Genomic DNA, 17,342 nt, shown 5'->3' with positions numbered 1-17,342 from the left:
TTGCCCCCCGTGTTTCCCCTCAGACTGCCACGCCAAGAGCGCGGGTCAGCTTAGTGCCGCAATCACTTCGGCGGGTGCCTGCACCAATTCGATCAACACGCCTTCCCCGGCAATCGGGAATTCGTCATTGCTTTTGGGGTGCAAAAAGGTGATGTCGTACCCCGCCGCGCCCCTGCGGATGCCACCAGGTGCAAAGCGCACGCCCTTGGCAGTGAGCCACTCCACCGCGACCGGCAGGTCGTCGATCCACAAGCCCACATGGTTCAAAGGCGTGGTGTGCACCGCAGGCTTCTTGTCGGGGTCTAGGGGCTGCATGAGGTCGACTTCCACCTTGTACGGGCCGGAGCCCATAGCGCAGATGTCCTCGTCCACGTTCTCCTTCTCGCTTTGGAAAGTACCCGTGACTTCCAGCCCCAGCATGTCCACCCACAGGGTTTGCAGGCGCTTTTTGTCAGGGCCGCCGATGGCGATCTGCTGGATGCCCAGGACCTTGAAGGGGCGTTTCGCTGCAGCTTCTGTCATACGAACTCCACAATGGCTTGGTCCACGCTCAGGCTCTCGCCTTTGAAAGCCAGCACTTTGCCGACCACACCATCGGCCGCAGCAAACAGCACGTTTTCCATCTTCATGGCTTCGATCACGGCCACACGCTCACCGGCCTGCACCTTCTGGCCGGGCACTACCGCCACATCGACCAGCAAGCCGGGCATGGGCGAGAGCACATAGCGGCTCATGTCAGGCGGTGCCTTGTGCGGCATCAGCTTGTGCAGCTCGGCCATGCGCGGGGACATGACCAGCGCATCGATGCGAGTGCCGTTGTGCTGCACGCGCAGGGCCAGCGGGTTCTTGGGCGTGCCGCGCTCCACTTGGGCGGTGAAGGCTTTGCCGTTTACGGTGCCGGTGATGGCAATGTCGTTCAAGCGGGATTTGCTACGAATTACATAGCTGCTCGCGCCCACCCGTACTTGGGCAGAGCCGGTTTCACCCTCAAACTCGTCCACATGCACCGCGGTGTAGCTGTTGTTGCCCGCGGCATCCAGCGTGACCACCACATAGTCTTTGCCTGCGTCCACCGCATAGCCCGGCAACTGGCCGGACATGCCAGCCGCACGCTCGCGCGACTTGCGGCGCACAAAGGCGGCCAGCGCGGTGAGGAAGGCTGCGTCATCATGCGGCACGTCTTCGGCAAAGAAGCCCTTGCCGTAGTTCTCGGCGATGAAGCCGGTGTTGAAATCGCCGCTCACAAACTTGGGGTGGGCCAGCAGCGCGGCCTGGAACGGAATGTTGCTCGACACGCCACGAATGACAAAGCCGTTGAGGGCCTCGCGCATCTTGGCAATCGCGTCGTTGCGGTCCTTGCCGTGCACGATGAGCTTGGCAATCATCGAGTCATAGAACATCGGTATTTCGCCGCCATCCTGCACGCCGGTGTCCACGCGCACGCCTTGCAAGTGCTCGGTGTCGCCCTGCCACATGGTTTGGTCCGGCGGCGCAAAGCGCACCAAACGCCCGGTGCTGGGCAGGAAGTTGCGGAACGGGTCTTCGGCGTTGATGCGGCACTCAATGGCCCAGCCATCGCGCTTCAAGTCGGCTTGCGTAAGCGGCAGCTTCTCGCCAGCAGCGACGCGGATCATCAGCTCCACCAAATCCAGGCCGGTGATGCATTCGGTGACCGGGTGCTCCACCTGCAGGCGGGTGTTCATCTCCAGGAAGTAGAAGTCCTGGTCCTTGCCGACCACAAACTCCACTGTTCCGGCGCTCTGGTACTTCACGGCCTTGGCCAGTTGCACCGCCTGCTCGCCCATGGCTTTGCGCGTGGCGTCGCTGATGAAGGGACTTGGCGCCTCTTCAATCACCTTCTGGTGGCGGCGCTGAATGGAGCATTCGCGCTCGTTCAGATAGATCACGTTGCCATGGCTATCACCCAACACCTGAATCTCGATATGGCGCGGCTCCTGCACAAACTTCTCGATGAAGATGCGATCGTCGCCAAAGCTGTTGCGGGCTTCGTTCTGGCAGCTACTAAAGCCCTCGAACGCTTCCTTGTCGTTGAAGGCCACGCGCAAGCCCTTGCCGCCGCCGCCCGCAGACGCCTTGATCATCACGGGGTAGCCGATGCCTTTGGCAATTTCCACCGCCTGCTCCGGGCCTTGAATAGCGTCGTTGTAGCCGGGGATGGTGTTGACCTTGGCCTCGTTGGCGAGCTTCTTGGATGCGATCTTGTCGCCCATGGCGGCAATGGAGTGCGCCTTGGGGCCGATGAAGGCAATGCCCTCGTCTTCACAACGCTTGGCAAAAGCTTCGTTCTCGCTCAGAAAGCCATAGCCGGGGTGCACGGCTTGCGCACCGGTTTGCTTGCAGGCTGCAATGATTTTCTCCGCCTGCAAATAGCTATCGCGGCTGGGCGCGGGGCCGATATTGACGGCTTCATCGGCCAGCGCCACGTGGCGGGCTTCCTTGTCGGCATCGGAGTAGACGGCAACCGTCTTGATGCCCATTTTCTTGGCGGTAGCAATGACGCGGCAGGCGATTTCGCCACGGTTGGCGATCAGGATTTTGGTGAACATGGTGCTTGTCCTTTTCTTGTTCTTCGGCGATCAGAGTGGAATGTTCCCGTGCTTGCGCCACGGGTTTTCCAGCTTCTTGTCCTTGAGCATGACCAGCGAACGGCAGATGCGTTTGCGGGTTTCGTTTGGCAGGATCACGTCGTCGATAAAGCCGCGTGCGCCGGCCACAAAGGGGTTGGCAAAGCGGGCTTTGTATTCGGCCTCTTTGGCCGCCAATTTCGCAGGATCACCCTTGTCTTCGCGGAAGATGATTTCCACCGCACCCTTGGCTCCCATCACCGCAATCTCGGCATTGGGCCAAGCCAGGTTTACGTCGCCGCGCAGGTGCTTGGAGGCCATCACGTCATACGCGCCGCCGTAGGCTTTACGGGTGATGACAGTGATCTTGGACACAGTGCACTCGGCATACGCGTAGAGCAACTTGGCACCGTGCTTGATGATGCCGCCGTACTCTTGGCTGGTACCTGGCATGAAGCCGGGCACGTCCACAAAGGTCACCACAGGGATATTGAACGCATCGCAGAAGCGCACAAAGCGCGCGGCCTTGATGGAGCTCTTGATGTCTAGGCAGCCTGCCAAGACGAGTGGCTGGTTGGCCACGATGCCGATGGTCTGGCCATCCATGCGGGCGAAGCCGATGATGATGTTCTTGGCGTATTCGGGCTGGATCTCGAAGAAGTCGCCGTCGTCCACGGTTTTGACGATCAGCTCCTTCATGTCGTAAGGCTTGTTCGGGTTGTCGGGCACCAGAGTGTCCAGGCTCAAGTCCTTGCGATCGATAGGGTCGCCGCTCTTGCGCACCGGGGCCTTCTCGCGGTTGCTCAAGGGCAGGTAGTTGTAGAGGCGGCGCAGCATCAGCAGTGCTTCCACATCGTTCTCAAACGCGAGGTCGGCCACGCCGCTCTTGGTGGTGTGGGTGAGTGCGCCGCCCAGCTCTTCGGCGGTCACTTCTTCGTGCGTCACGGTCTTCACCACTTCGGGGCCGGTCACGAACATGTAGGAGCTGTCTTTGACCATGAAGATGAAATCGGTCATGGCCGGCGAGTACACCGCACCACCGGCCGATGGGCCCATGATCATGCTGATCTGCGGAATCACGCCACTGGCCATCACGTTGCGCTGGAACACATCGGCATAACCGCCCAAAGACGCCACGCCTTCCTGAATACGGGCACCGCCCGAGTCGTTGAGGCCAATTACCGGAGCACCCACTTTCATGGCCTGGTCCATGACCTTGCAGATCTTCTCGGCATGGGCCTCTGACAGCGCGCCGCCAAACACGGTGAAGTCCTGGCTGAACACGAACACCAGGCGGCCGTTGATCATGCCGTAGCCGGTGACCACCCCATCGCCGGGAATTTTCTGGTCGGCCATGCCGAAGTCCACGCAGCGGTGTTCGACAAACATGTCCCACTCTTCAAACGTGCCTTCGTCCAGCAGCACTTCCAGGCGCTCGCGCGCGGTGAGCTTGCCTTTTTTGTGCTGTGCATCGATGCGCTTTTGTCCGCCGCCCATGCGGGCCAGCTCGCGCTTGGCTTCCAGTTGTTCGAGGATGTCTTGCATGTTGTCGTCCTTCAGGTCAGAAAATGGGGAATCAGTTGCTATCTATTTAGGAGCTGCTTGCGCAATAAATTCGAGCGCCGAGAGCAGATTTCGTGCTGCAGTGCTGGCGGCAAGCTCACCGGCCTGCACCGCTGCGGTGAGCTGGGGCAGTTGCTCACGCACCGCAGGGTTTTGTTTGAAGGCTTGCTTCAAACCCGCGTCAATGCGCTCCCACATCCACGCCAGCGACTGGTTCTGGCGGCGCTGGCTGAACAGGTCATTGGCGGTTTGCAGGGTCTGGAATTCAGTGACTGCAGCCCAAAAGGTATCCACGCCCTTGCCCAGCAGCGCACTAAGGCTGATGACCTTGGGAGCCCAGTGCTTATCGCTGTGCGGGTCATGCGGGTTACCATGAATGCCCAGCAAGCGCAGGCTGGAGGTGATTTGTGCTTGCGCACGGGTGGCGGCATCGGCGTCGATATCTGCCTTGTTGATGACCACCAGATCAGCCAGCTCCATCACGCCTTTTTTGATGGCCTGCAAGTCGTCGCCCGCATTAGGCAGTTGCATCAGCACAAACATGTCAGTCATGCCCTGCACCGCTGTCTCAGACTGGCCCACGCCCACGGTTTCGACAATCACAATGTCGTAACCCGCTGCCTCGCAGACCAGCATGGCCTCGCGCGTTTTCTCGGCCACACCACCCAGCGTGCCGCTGGACGGGCTGGGTCGGATGAAGGCTTTCTCGTGCATGGACAAATGTTCCATGCGCGTTTTGTCACCTAGGATAGAGCCACCGGACACGGATGAGGAAGGGTCAATCGTCAACACCGCCACGCGGTGGCCTTGGCCAATCAGGTACAAGCCCAGCGCTTCAATGAAGGTGCTCTTGCCCACACCCGGTACACCGCTGATGCCCAGCCGGAAGGACTTGCCGGTGTGCGGCAAGAGCGCGGTGAGCAGCGCGTCGCCCTGCGCGCGATGGTCCACACGGGTGGACTCCAGCAGGGTGATGGCTTTGGCGATGGCACGGCGCTGCAGGAGAGACTCGCCCCCGAGCAGGCCGGCTCGCACGGCTTCAGGACTCACCCGAGGGCCTTTTCGATCTGGCTCAGCACGTCACGTGCGCTCACCGGAATGGGTGTACCCGGACCGTAAATGCCTTTGACGCCTGCGGCGTATAAAAAGTCGTAGTCCTGGCGCGGAATCACACCGCCCACGAAGACAATAATGTCGTCGGCGCCTTGCTTCTTCAGCTCGGCAATGATGGCGGGCACCAGGGTCTTGTGGCCTGCCGCCAAGGTGGATACGCCGACCGCGTGCACGTCGTTTTCAATTGCCTGGCGGGCGCACTCTTCGGGCGTCTGGAACAGCGGGCCCATGTCCACGTCGAAACCCAAGTCGGCAAACGCGGTCGCCACCACCTTGGCGCCGCGGTCATGGCCATCTTGGCCCAGCTTGCTGATCATCACTCGCGGGCGGCGGCCTTGTTTTTCGGCGAAGCCAGCAATGTCGGCCTTCAGGGCGTTCCAGTACTCCATGGTGTCTCCTTGGGCGCTGTCGTAGGCAGCGGCGTACACGCCACTGACCTTGTTGGTGTCGGCGCGATGGCGGCCAAAGGCTTTCTCCAGCGCATCGCTCACTTCACCCACCGTCGCGCGCAGGCGGATGGCTTTGATGGACAAGTCCAGCAGGTTTCCGGTACCGGACTCTGCTGCAGAAGTGATAGCAGCCAGCGCATATTCCACGAGCGCGGAGTCGCGTTTTTCCTTGATATCTTTGAGGCGGGCGATCTGGCTTTCGCGCACGGCCACGTTGTCGATGTCTCGGGCCTCGATGACGTCTTCGTTCTTGAGCTTGTACTTGTTCACGCCCACGATCACGTCCTGGCCGCTGTCGATGCGCGCTTGCTTCTCGGCAGCAGCGGCTTCAATCTTCAGCTTGGCCCAGCCGCTGTCCACAGCCTTGGTCATGCCGCCCATGACTTCCACTTCTTCAATGATCTTCCACGCGGCGTCGGCCATGTCCTGCGTCAGCTTCTCCATCATGTAGCTGCCGGCCCAGGGGTCGATCACATTGGTGATGTGGGTCTCTTCCTGGATGATGAGCTGGGTGTTGCGGGCAATGCGCGCGCTGAACTCTGTGGGCAGCGCAATGGCTTCGTCAAAGCTGTTGGTGTGCAGGCTCTGCGTGCCGCCAAACACGGCAGCCATCGCCTCGATGGTGGTGCGCACCACGTTGTTGTACGGGTCTTGCTCAGTCAGGCTCCAGCCGCTGGTCTGGCAGTGGGTGCGCAGCATCAGGCTCTTCGGGTTTTTGGCGTCAAAGCCCTTCATGATGCGGCACCACAGCAGCCGCGCGGCGCGCATCTTGGCGACCTCCAGATAGAAGTTCATGCCAATCGCCCAGAAGAAGCTCAGGCGCCCGGCAAAGTCGTCCACGTCCAGACCTGAGGCAATCGCCGTTTTCACATACTCCTTGCCGTCGGCCAGCGTGAAGGCCAACTCCAGCGCCTGGTTGGCACCCGCCTCTTGCATGTGGTAACCCGAGATAGAGATCGAGTTGAACTTGGGCATGTTCTTGGCCGTGTAGCCAATGATGTCGCCAATGATGCGCATGCTGGGCGCCGGCGGGTAGATGTAGGTGTTGCGCACCATGAACTCTTTCAGAATGTCGTTCTGAATCGTTCCGGACAACTTGTCCTGGCTCACGCCCTGTTCTTCCGCAGCCACTACGTAGCCCGCCAACACGGGCAGCACAGCGCCGTTCATGGTCATGGAGACCGAGACCCTGTCCAGCGGAATTTGGTCGAACAGGATCTTCATGTCCTCGACCGAGTCAATAGCCACACCGGCCTTGCCCACGTCGCCGGTAACGCGTGGGTGGTCGGAGTCGTAGCCACGGTGGGTGGCCAGGTCAAACGCGACTGACACGCCCTGCCCGCCGGCCGCCAATGCCTTTCTGTAGAAGGCATTGCTCTCCTCGGCCGTCGAAAAACCTGCGTATTGGCGGATCGTCCAGGGGCGCACCGCGTACATGGTCGCCTGCGGGCCGCGCAGATATGGCTCGAAGCCCGGCAGCGTGTCGGCGTGCTTCAAATCAGCTGTGTCTGCTGCGGTGTACAGCGGCTTGACTGCGATACCGTCGGGCGTGATCCAGTTCAGCGCGTCCACATTGCCGCCGGGGGCGGATTTGGCTGCAGCCTTGGCCCAGGCTTCCAGTGTGGCGGATTGAAATTCAGGCGTCTTGTCGGTCATGGCGGGGTCGCAATCTATGGGTTACCGCTGGCAGGATCAGCGCGGCAAGTTTACATTATTCATAATTATTGATTCAAAATATTGGTTGCAGCTTACAATCCACCCACTTTTTGAGCCCTACCGCATGTCCGCCTTGATGTCTGATGCCCGCCCCGCTGTATCGCTGGCCCCTCGCCCTCTGTATGAGGAAGTGGCGGAGCTGCTGCGCCAGCGCATCTTCAAGCGCGAATTGGAGCCCGGCAGCTGGATTGACGAGCTGAAGATCGCTGAAGAGTTCGGCATCAGCCGCACCCCCCTGCGCGAGGCCCTGAAAGTGTTGGCCGCCGAGGGGCTGGTGACCATGAAGGTGCGCCGTGGCGCCTACGTGACAGAGGTGTCGCAACAAGACATGGCCGATGTGTACCACCTGCTCAGCCTGCTGGAGAGCGACGCGGCCGGCGTGGTGGCCACCAAAGCCACGGACGCGGAAATCAAGGAACTGCAGGCATTACACAAAGCACTGGAGGCAGCGGCCAAGCCCGGCAAAGATAGGGCCGCCACCACCGACCAATTTTTCGCGGTGAACGAGAAGTTCCACATGCGCCTGCTGGAAATTGCCAACAACCGCTGGCGCGACCAGATGGTGGCCGACCTGCGCAAGGTCATGAAGCTCAACCGCCACAACTCCCTGCTCAAAACCGGGCGCATTGAAGAATCCCTGGCTGAGCATCGCGCCATCATGGACGCCCTGGCGGCCCGCGACCCTGCGCTCACCGCTCAGCGCATGGCTGAACACTTTGCCAACGGGCTGACCGCAGCCAACTGAACTTTCTAGAATGGGGCATGGCTGATCGCTTGATGTCCCTTTCGCTGGATCAACAAACTCTGCTGGAATACCGCGCGATTCTGGAGAATGCGTCGGTCGGAATTCTATTCACCCGGGACCGCAAGGTTCTGCACTGCAACCCGCGCTTCAACGAGATATTCGGCTACGCCGAGGGCGAATTGCAAGGACAACCCGGCCGGGTGTTCTACCTGAGTGACACCGACTGCACCCGCATGGGCGAAGTCGCAGGCCCGCGCCTGACGCGTGGGGAGCCCGTGAGTCTTGAATTCACCATGCGGCGCAAAGATGACACGCCCATCGATTGCCACATGCGCATCAAGCCGGTGAACCCCCATAACTCGGCAGAAGGCACGATCTGGATTTTTGAAGACATCACTGAGCGCAAAAAAGCAGAATCAGCGCTGCAACAGCTGATCCACCGGCAGGACGCGATACTAGAAAACGCTTCGGTGGGCATCATGTTCACCCGCAACGGACTGATAGAGCTAACGAATCCACGCTTTGATGCGATCCTTGGTTGGCCCCCTGGTGCACTCCTAGGGCAGAAAACGCGCGTATTTTTCAGTTCCGATGACGACCACCAAGGGTTTGCCGAGCATGCAGGCGCCACGCTGGCGTCAGGCGCACTTATGGAGGCCGAGTGGCTGAACACCCGCCACGATGGGAGCAAAGTCTGGTGCCGGCACTTGGCGAAAGCGGTGACCACCACCGCCGAGAACCGGACCACGATCTGGATTACGGAAGACATCAGCGAAAAGAAGGCATCGGCTGACGCTTTGTTGCGAGCCCATCAGGCACTGGAACAACGGGTAGAAGAGCGCACCCGCGAATTGCAAGATGCGCACCAGCGCATGCAGGTAGTGATTGACAGCTCCACGCTGGCCATCTACACGCAAGACCAGCCGGGCCGCATTCTGAGCTGGAACACAGCTGCAGAAAAAATGTTCAACCTGCTGCGCCAAGAGACGCTCGAAGACCCAACCATTTTTTCTCAGCGCTTGGAGCCCCCCGAGCTGCAATCACTGCGCGAACAGGCGTTTGAGGGACGCAAAGTAGTCAACACCGAACTGCAGCTGAATCTGCCCGGCGGGCAGGCCCTGGAATTGAGCTTGAACATCGTGGCCTTGCACGACCAGGCCGGCCAAGCCTATGGCGTGCTGACTATGGCCTCGGACATCAGCGAAAGAAAAGCCAACGAACGCAAGGTGGCCTTCATGGCCTACCACGACGCACTGACCGGGTTGCCCAACCGGCAACTTCTGGAAGACCGCCTGGAGGTCGCTATGGCGCAAGCAGACCGCTCAAAGACCAAGGTTTCCTTACTGTTTCTGGATCTGGACAACTTCAAGCGCATCAACGACACGCTGGGGCACGCCATCGGCGACAGCCTGCTACAAGAAGTAGCGCAGCGGCTGCGCACTTGCGTGCGCGAGAGTGACACCATCAGCCGCCAGGGGGGCGATGAGTTTGTTGTGCTGCTGAACGCACTGCAAGACAAAGACGCCGCACTCCCGGTGATTGCCAAATTACTGGATCGGCTCGACGAGCCGTTCTACACCGATGGACATGAACTCGCCACCTCTGCCTCCATCGGAGTGACGGTGTACCCGGATGACGGCCAAGACTTCGATACCTTACGCAAAAAAGCGGATATGGCCATGTACCGCGCCAAGGAAGCCGGACGGAACACCTACCGGTACTTCAACGAAGCCATGAACGCGGAGGCCAAGGAACATCTGCACCTGCGAAACGGCTTGCGTCGCGCATTGGAACGCAATGAATTGGTCCTCCATTACCAGCCCCAAATTGACTTGACCACGGGCCGAGTTTTTGGGGCCGAGGCCCTGATTCGCTGGAACCACCCGGACCTGGGCATGGTCTCGCCGGCCCGGTTTATACCGGTGGCCGAGGATAGCGGCTTGATTGTTCCTATTGGTGACTGGGTGATGTCTGAAGCTTGTCGCCAAGCCATGTCATGGCACCGGCAAGGCCTGCCCGCTCTGCTCATGGCGGTCAACGTGTCTGTGGCGCAATTCAACCGTGGCAACCTTGAAGAGGCCCTGGTCAAGGTCTTGCTCGCGTCCGGAATGAATCCGCAGAACCTTGAGTTGGAACTCACCGAGTCACTGTTGATTCAAAATGTAGACCACGTACTAGCCGCCCTCAAGCGCCTGAAAGGGCTAGGCGTGCAGTTGGCGATCGACGACTTCGGTACCGGCTATTCAAGCCTGTCGTACCTGAAACGATTTGACATCGACAAACTCAAAATCGACCAGAGTTTTGTCCGAGACCTCGTAGCCGACCCCGAAGACACCGCCATCGTGAATGCCATCATCCAGATGGCCAAAAGTATGGGCTTAAAAACCATCGCAGAAGGGGTGGAGACACCCGACATCGTCACGTCGTTGCGGCGCTTCGGCTGTGATGAGGCGCAGGGCTTTTTCTTTGCGAAGCCCATGCCAGCCGAGGCATTTGCATCATTTGTCTCCAGCCATCCGCAAACCAACACACCCCTCAATTAGCGACGCCTCACAAACAAGCTCTGCGTAGCCCGCCCGATCAATCCGTGCTCGTCGTACAGAGCCGACTCCGCCAGCCCCCCGCCATGGCTGGACAAATGGGTGCGGGCATCCAGGCACACCCACTCGCCCACCGGCTTGCGCAGCAAGTTGATGGTGAGGTCCGAGTTCACAAACACGTAGGTGGACAAATCCAGAATCGCACTGATGCCGTTGCCAGAATCCGCCGCCACCGCCACGCGCTGGTACGGGCTGGGCACCTGACCTTGCACCAGCGGGTGGCTCATGCGGAACCACACCGCACTGGGGCCGGCGAACATGCGGCCGTGGGCCATGCGCGTTTCCACCAGATCGGGGTAGCCCCATTCATGGTGCGCAAACGGAAAGCGCTGCACCGGTGAGGCATCCGGTGGCTTTGGTGCCTGGGGCAAAGGGTGCCCGGGCAGGCTGTCGGGCAGGCCCACGTCGTCCTCGCGCTGAAACAGTGCGGTGGCGCGGATCAGCTCTTTGCCATCGGCCAATGCCACGGCCGAGAAGTGGCCGGCATTGCGGCCCACATAGTCTTCCTGCACGCGCACTTCAATGTCTGCAATCGGCACCGGGCGAAGCAAGTTGGCGGTGAGTCTGGCCTGGTGGTGCAAACCATGGGCTTGGGCTGCAGCCTCCAGCGCATGGCTGACCAGCGCGATCGGCGGACCGGCGTGTTGCTGCTGCGGGTGCCATGGGCCTCGCGTGAGTCCAGAGGCCCGGAACACGGAATGTCCCAGGGCCGTGTAGGCTGCGGCCGCAGCGTCACCCCCCGGATTGTGCAAGATGTCCGACATGCAAAATCACTCCTTTTTTGATAGCAGCTTGCGCATATTAGACGGGCGCCAGAGCCCGATTTTGCTCTGATTGATGGGCCAAGGCCATCACCTCGCGTGCACTCAGGTGCTTGAGGCGATGGTCTGTCCAGACCTGACGCCAACGCCGGGCACCGGGCAGGCCGTGGCGCAAGCCGAGCATGTGACGCGCAATGCTGTACCAGTGGGTGCCGTGCTGCGCGGCCTCGCGCTCCATGTAATCCACCATCTGGGCCTCCACCGACTCGCGGGTGATGTCACGCCTAGGGGCGCCGTAAAACGCGCTGTCCCATTCGGCCAACCACCAGGGGTTGTGGTAGGCCTCACGCCCCAGCATCACGCCGTCCACATGCTCAAGGTGGCCCGCCACTTCGGCTGTTTTGGTAATGCCACCGTTGATGGCAATGGTGAGGTGCGGAAAGTCTCTTTTGAGCTGGTACACCAGCTCGTAGCGCAGAGGTGGGATTTCGCGGTTCTCTTTGGGGCTCAGGCCTTTGAGCCACGCGTTGCGCGCGTGGGCAATAAACACCTTGCAACCGGCATCGGCCACGGTGCCCACAAAGTCACGCACAAAACCGTAGCTCTCTTCCTTGTCGATCCCGATACGGTGCTTCACGGTGACAGGCACATCCACCGCATCCACCATGGCTTTCACGCAGTCCGCTACCAGCGGCGCTTCATTCATCAGACAGGCGCCAAACGCACCGCGCTGCACCCGTTCGGACGGGCAGCCGCAGTTGATGTTGATCTCGTCATAGCCCCACTCCTGGCCCAACTTGGCAGCTCGCGCCAGATCGGCAGGCTCGCTACCGCCCAACTGCAAGGCGACGGAGTGTTCTTCGGCGTTAAAGCGCAAATGGCGCGGCACATCCCCATGGATGAGCGCGCCGGTGGTCACCATCTCGGTGTACAGCAGCGCATGGCGACTCAGCAGTCGGTGGAAATAACGGCAGTGGCGGTCCGTCCAATCCATCATCGGAGCAACGGACAGGCGCCACGGGGAGTCCGGCACGGCGGACTGGTTTTCTAAAGCGGGCATGGCCAGATTATCCCAGCCCCGCGCCCACCCTGCCGCGGGCTCAGGTCGGAGGCAGAAAAATCTCTACCCGGTCACGGCCGCCCTGCTTGGCCAGGTACATGGCGCGGTCCGCCAGTTCGACCAGCCGCTTGGGGCTGCTGATGCCTTCGGAATACGCCACACCAATGCTGGCAGACATGGGCCGGCGCAAGCCATGGATGGACTTGATCGAATCCCGGATGCGTTCGGCCACGACAAGCGCTTCGTTCAGCTGGGTATCGGGGAGGATGACGCAATATTCCTCGCCGCCATAGCGGGCCACATGGTCATAGGCGCGAGCCTGGCTTTTGATCGCCAGTGCGATGAACATCAAGGCCTGATCGCCCGCCACATGGCCAAAGGCATCGTTGTAGGCTTTGAAATGATCTGCATCCACCATCAACAGGCAAAGCGGCGATTTGGAGCGCAGGGAGCGCGCAAACTCGTGAGACAGCAAGGTATCAAAAGCGCGGCGGTTCTTCAATGCCGTCAAGGGATCCGTCAGGGTTTGCTCCTGAAGATCGTGGTTGAGCTCTTCAATACGACGCTGCTGGTTCTCCAGTTGCTGGTGGCGCAAGGTTTGTGCTTTGGTCACGAGCTCCAGCTCGGCATTCACCCGGCGCAGCGCCAATAATTGCACCACCTGGCGGGAGAGTGCCTGCAAGGCCTCTGACTGGCGATCGGTCAATTTGCGGGGCACCCTGTCGATCACACACACCGTTCCGAGTGCTGCACCCGAAGGAGTGAGCAGCGGTGCGCCGGCATAAAACCGGATGCCGGGGTCACCCGTCACCAACGGATTGTCTATAAACCGCGCGTCCTGTTGAGTATCCTGCACCTCCATGACCCGGTCCGGATCCATGATGGCGTGGGCACAAAAGGCCTGGCCAAGCGGCGTCTCCATCGCATTCAGGCCCACACGCGCCTTGAACCATTGGCAGTCTTCATCGATCAGCGAGATCAGGGCGATCGGCGTGTCGCAAATGAAGGAGGCCAGCTTGACCACATCGTCATAGGCCTGCTCAGCAGGAGTATCCAGGATATTGAAGCTGCGCAGGTCTTCGATCCGAAGCTTCTCATCCGGGTGGGAGGGGTCTAGCATGCAGGCGGACTTTCGTTAGGTCTGCGTAAGCAGTAGGCCGCCTGAAAACGGGGTTGTTCAGGGCTAGCCGGTGGCGCACCACGGAGCTTTATTGTGCACCAATCCCATCCACAAAGCCCACCCTGAGGCTACTGCCAAGGCCGCGCCGGCCATGCGGATACCCCACGTTCCATCGCCCATGCGGGACAAACCCCAACGCAGCCACAACCACGGCCCCGCCATCATGGTCAGCGAGGTGCCCAGGGCGAAAAGTGCCATGGTTGCGGCACCGGACAAGGGCTCACCCGACAAAGATGCCAGCAGCAACGCCGAATACAGCAAGCCGCAAGGCAACAGGGACCACACTACCCCCAGCCCCAGGGGCGCGGCCAACACGCCCCCTGCCCCGACTTTGCGCACTCTGGCCCAGACGTTCCGCGCCCCTGCCTGCAGCCACAGGGGCTGACGCCCTGAAAACAGAAGCACCAAGCCCAATACAGTGGCGGCTACATGAAGCAAAGACCACACTGGCCGGAGCGCTGCAGACTGCACCGTGAGCCACCCCAAGCCCTGCACCGATGCTGCAGCCAGGGCACCGAGTGCGGCATAGCCAATGACCCTGCCCGCCTGAAAGCTCAGCATGGCCGGTGTCCGCCGGGGTCCAGCGGCCTGCCCGATGCCGGCGCACGCAGCCCCGCACATGGCAACACAATGAGGCCCACCCACCAGGCCCATCAGCAACGCGGTCACTGCCAGAGAAGATTGCATGCGGACGCTTCAGATGATTTTTGAGAAGCGGGCGCGGGTGCGGTCCGTCTGGAGATAGCGGTCAAACACCATGGCCACAGCGCGCACAAAAAACCAGCCCTGGCTGGTCACCTGGATTCCCGTGTCGTCCAAGGACACCAAGCCCTGCTCTTCCAGCCCCCGCAAGGTTTCGAGCTCGGCGGCAAAGTAGCTCTTGAAGTCCAGCAAATAGGCAAGATTGATCGACTCAAACTGCAAATGCCCCTGGCACATCAGCGCCATGATCACCGCACGACGAACCAGATCGTCCCGCGTGACCGCCATTCCCCGCACGATGGGGAAGCGGCCTTGGTCCAGGTAGTCGTAATACTCTTCCAGCGTTTTGGCGTTCTGGCTGTAGGTGGCGCCGATGCGGCCGATGGCAGAGACGCCCAAAGCGATCAAGTCGCAGTCGGGCTGGGTGCTGTAGCCCTGAAAGTTACGGTGCAAGCGCCCTTGCCGCTTCGCCACTGCCAACGAATCGTCTGGCAGCGCAAAGTGGTCCATGCCCACATAGACATAGCCCGCCCCCATGAAAGACGCCAGCGAATGCGCCAACATGGAGACCTTGGAAGCCGCGCCCGGCAACTCCACAGTTGCAATACGGCGCTGAGGCTTGAAGCGCTCAGGCAAATGGGCGTAGGCATACAGCGCGATACGGTCCGGCCGCAAGGCGTTCACTTGGGCCAATGTGCGGTCAAACGACTCGGGACTCTGGCGGGGCAAGCCGTAAATCAGATCCACATTGATGGACTCAAACCCGCGTGCGCGCGCCGCCTCTACCAAGGCAAACACCTGCTCGGCAGGTTGTACCCGGTGCACTGCTTTTTGCACCGCAGGGTCAAAATCCTGCACCCCGAAGCTCAGGCGGTTGAAGCCGAGTTCGGCCAGGGTATCGAGGCGGGCGGCGTCTACCGTCCGGGGGTCAACCTCAATGGAATACTCACCACCCGCGACAAAGCTGAAGTTGCGGCGCAGCATCGCCATGAGCTCCCGCAGCTCTGTGTCACTCAAAAAAGTGGGGCTACCGCCCCCGAGGTGCAACTGGCTGACAGACTGACCGGTACCCATCAACCGGGTATGTAGCTCCACCTCCCGCGTCAGGTAGCGCAAATACGTGGCCGCTTTGTCATGGTGCTTGGTAATAATTTTGTTGCAGGCGCAGTAGTAGCACAGCGATTCGCAAAACGGAATGTGCACATACAAAGACAATGGCAAGGCCAGCGCGGCAGCACCGGAGCGGCGTTGCAATAGTGCTTGGGAGTAATCGTCCGCGCTGAACGCCTCTACAAAGCGGTCCGCGGTCGGATACGAGGTGTAACGTGGCCCGGAAACATCAAAGCGGGTCAACAGTTGTTCTGAAATAGGTGCGGAACCAAGGGCTGCGTTCATGAGTACTCCAAGCTATCGCACAGACTGTGAACGAAACACCCTCAATGCTCCTTGATTTACATCAAGGAATTTCAGGATGACCCGAACCATAATTGACGTGCATCAGGGGAACACCATGCTCGAACACGCAACGCCTACCGCCAAGTCTCAGGACGCCCACGCTTCTATCGCTATCACGCCGGTGGGGGCTGGGGCGTTGAGTTTCCAAACCATCAAGGTCGCCTGCTCCAACTGCAACCTGCGCGAACTGTGCATGCCTTTGGGCCTGAGCCCCACGGAGCTCGAGAAAATCGACGATGTGGTCGCAAGCCGCCGCAAAGTCAAGCGCGGCGCAACCCTGTTTCGCAACGGTGAAAAGTTCACCAGCCTTTATGCCATCCGCACCGGCTTCTTCAAGACCTGCGTAGCGTCTAAAGACGGGCGCGACCAGGTCACCGGCTTTCAAATGGCAGGAGAAATCGTCGGACTCGATGGCATCGTGAACGACCACCACACCTGCGACGCCGTCGCGCTGGAAGATGCAGAGGTCTGCGTCATGCCTTTTGACCGGATTGAAGAGCTGTCGCGCGAGGTGACGTCCTTGCAGCGCCATGTCCACAAAATCATGAGCCGCGAAATCGTGCGCGAAAACGGCGTCATGCTCCTATTGGGCAGCATGCGGGCCGAAGAGCGCTTGGCTGCATTTCTGCTGAACCTCGTGCAACGCCTGCACTCCCGCGGCTTCTCGCAGTCAGAACTAGTGCTGAGGATGACGCGTGAAGAAATCGGTAGCTACCTGGGCCTGAAACTCGAAACGGTGAGCCGCACCTTCTCGAAGTTTGTGGACGACGGGATTGTGGAAGTCAAGCAACGGCACGTGCGCATCCTGAACACCGATGCCCTCAAAGACATCGTCAACCCCAAAGTCTGCAACTGAGCGACAACACGCTCGCTAGTTGTTGATGTCTGCAGCGCTCATGGCAAGCAAAGCCGTGAGCGCGCTGGAAGCCAGCGCCACCCCCCAGAACACGAAAAACGCCACGGTGTAAATCCCTTGGCGCGACAGCGGCAAAGCCGCGTCGTTCCAATGCAGATCGTGGGGGTCTATGAATGCGAACACCACGATCTCGAGCACGCCTGCCGCCAGAAAAGCGGGCCACACGACAGCCATCCATGGGGCTCTCGGCATCACATTGCTCCTTGCAAACCGCTCAACGGGCAGGCGCATCGGCTGGCACGATGCCAGTAGCGGCATGGTTACGGGCCTGCATCGCGGGTGCCAGGCTTTCTGGTTGGGTGGCCAGGGTTTTGTTGATATCCAGCCCCGTCTGGTAATAGTTTTCATCAACTATCGGGTCCATACCGCGGGCGGCTACATAAAAAGTCAAGAAGCTCGCCACTACCACGATCAATGGGCCGGACACCACCAGCCACACATGGCCGAACTTCCACCAAGGGGCTGCGGGGGTAGATGAGCTTGTCGGGTTGGACATA

General features: G+C 60.3%; 15 protein-coding genes. 3 read left to right on the top strand and 12 right to left on the bottom strand.

What is annotated here, in order from left to right; translation table 11 throughout:
- Window positions 1-45 precede the first annotated feature (45 nt).
- From U5L73_RS09485 to scpA, 5 genes are read right to left on the bottom strand one after another with little or no spacing between them, the layout of a single operon-like run.
- Window positions 46-522 carry a VOC family protein gene (locus U5L73_RS09485; protein ID WP_322562134.1) on the bottom strand — a complete coding sequence of 159 codons (477 nt, stop codon included), beginning with the start codon at window positions 520-522 and terminating at the stop codon, window positions 46-48.
- Window positions 519-2,567, bottom strand: coding sequence for an acetyl/propionyl/methylcrotonyl-CoA carboxylase subunit alpha (locus U5L73_RS09480; RefSeq protein ID WP_322562133.1), 2,049 nt, complete (start codon window positions 2,565-2,567; stop codon window positions 519-521). Before U5L73_RS09480 ends, U5L73_RS09485 begins: the two co-directional genes overlap by 4 nt.
- Window positions 2,568-2,597: 30 nt before the next feature.
- Window positions 2,598-4,130, bottom strand: coding sequence for an acyl-CoA carboxylase subunit beta (locus tag U5L73_RS09475; RefSeq protein WP_322562132.1), 1,533 nt, complete (start codon window positions 4,128-4,130; stop codon window positions 2,598-2,600).
- Window positions 4,131-4,172: 42 nt separating this feature from the next.
- Entirely contained in the window at window positions 4,173-5,198 is a 1,026-nt protein-coding gene (meaB, locus tag U5L73_RS09470; protein WP_322562131.1) for a methylmalonyl Co-A mutase-associated GTPase MeaB, read from the bottom strand.
- On the bottom strand, window positions 5,195-7,366 hold the full coding sequence (gene scpA / locus U5L73_RS09465) for a methylmalonyl-CoA mutase (protein ID WP_322562130.1): 2,172 nt from the start codon (window positions 7,364-7,366) through the stop codon (window positions 5,195-5,197). Before scpA ends, meaB begins: the two co-directional genes overlap by 4 nt.
- 124 nt (window positions 7,367-7,490) lie before the next feature.
- Here scpA and U5L73_RS09460 point away from each other — a divergent pair, with 124 nt between their 5' ends.
- On the top strand, window positions 7,491-8,171 hold the full coding sequence (locus U5L73_RS09460) for a GntR family transcriptional regulator (RefSeq protein ID WP_322562129.1): 681 nt from the start codon (window positions 7,491-7,493) through the stop codon (window positions 8,169-8,171).
- Window positions 8,172-8,188: 17 nt separating this feature from the next.
- Complete coding sequence (locus tag U5L73_RS09455; RefSeq protein WP_322562128.1) at window positions 8,189-10,714, top strand: EAL and GGDEF domain-containing protein; 2,526 nt, start codon at window positions 8,189-8,191, stop codon at window positions 10,712-10,714.
- Here the strand turns inward: U5L73_RS09455 and U5L73_RS09450 are convergent.
- The 5 genes from U5L73_RS09450 to hemN all read right to left on the bottom strand — a co-directional run bounded on the left by U5L73_RS09450 (window position 10,711) and on the right by hemN (window position 15,869).
- On the bottom strand, window positions 10,711-11,535 hold the full coding sequence (locus tag U5L73_RS09450) for a thioesterase family protein (protein WP_322562127.1): 825 nt from the start codon (window positions 11,533-11,535) through the stop codon (window positions 10,711-10,713). The genes U5L73_RS09455 and U5L73_RS09450 overlap by 4 nt on opposite strands.
- A 37-nt stretch (window positions 11,536-11,572) precedes the next feature.
- Entirely contained in the window at window positions 11,573-12,592 is a 1,020-nt protein-coding gene (gene dusA / locus U5L73_RS09445; RefSeq protein WP_322562126.1) for a tRNA dihydrouridine(20/20a) synthase DusA, read from the bottom strand.
- A 40-nt stretch (window positions 12,593-12,632) separates the two neighbouring features.
- Window positions 12,633-13,712, bottom strand: coding sequence for a sensor domain-containing diguanylate cyclase (locus U5L73_RS09440; RefSeq protein WP_322562125.1), 1,080 nt, complete (start codon window positions 13,710-13,712; stop codon window positions 12,633-12,635).
- A 63-nt stretch (window positions 13,713-13,775) separates the two neighbouring features.
- A complete protein-coding gene (locus tag U5L73_RS09435; RefSeq protein WP_322562124.1) occupies window positions 13,776-14,459 on the bottom strand; it encodes a sulfite exporter TauE/SafE family protein in 684 nt (227 codons plus the stop codon).
- Window positions 14,460-14,468: 9 nt separating this feature from the next.
- Window positions 14,469-15,869 carry an oxygen-independent coproporphyrinogen III oxidase gene (gene hemN / locus U5L73_RS09430; RefSeq protein WP_313880891.1) on the bottom strand — a complete coding sequence of 467 codons (1,401 nt, stop codon included), beginning with the start codon at window positions 15,867-15,869 and terminating at the stop codon, window positions 14,469-14,471.
- 196 nt (window positions 15,870-16,065) lie between these two features.
- Between hemN and fnr the strand changes: the two genes are divergently transcribed.
- On the top strand, window positions 16,066-16,785 hold the full coding sequence (gene fnr / locus U5L73_RS09425) for a fumarate/nitrate reduction transcriptional regulator Fnr (RefSeq protein WP_322563483.1): 720 nt from the start codon (window positions 16,066-16,068) through the stop codon (window positions 16,783-16,785).
- Between the two features lie 15 nt (window positions 16,786-16,800).
- On the opposite strand, the gene U5L73_RS09420 is transcribed toward fnr, so the two are convergent.
- The gene (locus U5L73_RS09420; protein ID WP_322562123.1) at window positions 16,801-17,037 is read right to left on the bottom strand and encodes a hypothetical protein; all 237 of its coding nucleotides are present in this window, start codon (window positions 17,035-17,037) and stop codon (window positions 16,801-16,803) included.
- Between the two features lie 22 nt (window positions 17,038-17,059).
- Complete coding sequence (locus tag U5L73_RS09415) at window positions 17,060-17,341, bottom strand: FixH family protein (protein WP_322562122.1); 282 nt, start codon at window positions 17,339-17,341, stop codon at window positions 17,060-17,062.
- Window position 17,342: the final 1 nt, after the last annotated feature.

This window comes from Rhodoferax sp. (assembly GCF_034520025.1).
Classification (GTDB): Bacteria; Pseudomonadota; Gammaproteobacteria; order Burkholderiales; family Burkholderiaceae_C; genus Allorhodoferax.
Note: the sequence above shows the minus strand (reverse complement) of the source record. Positions and strands in the feature narration are given on the sequence as shown.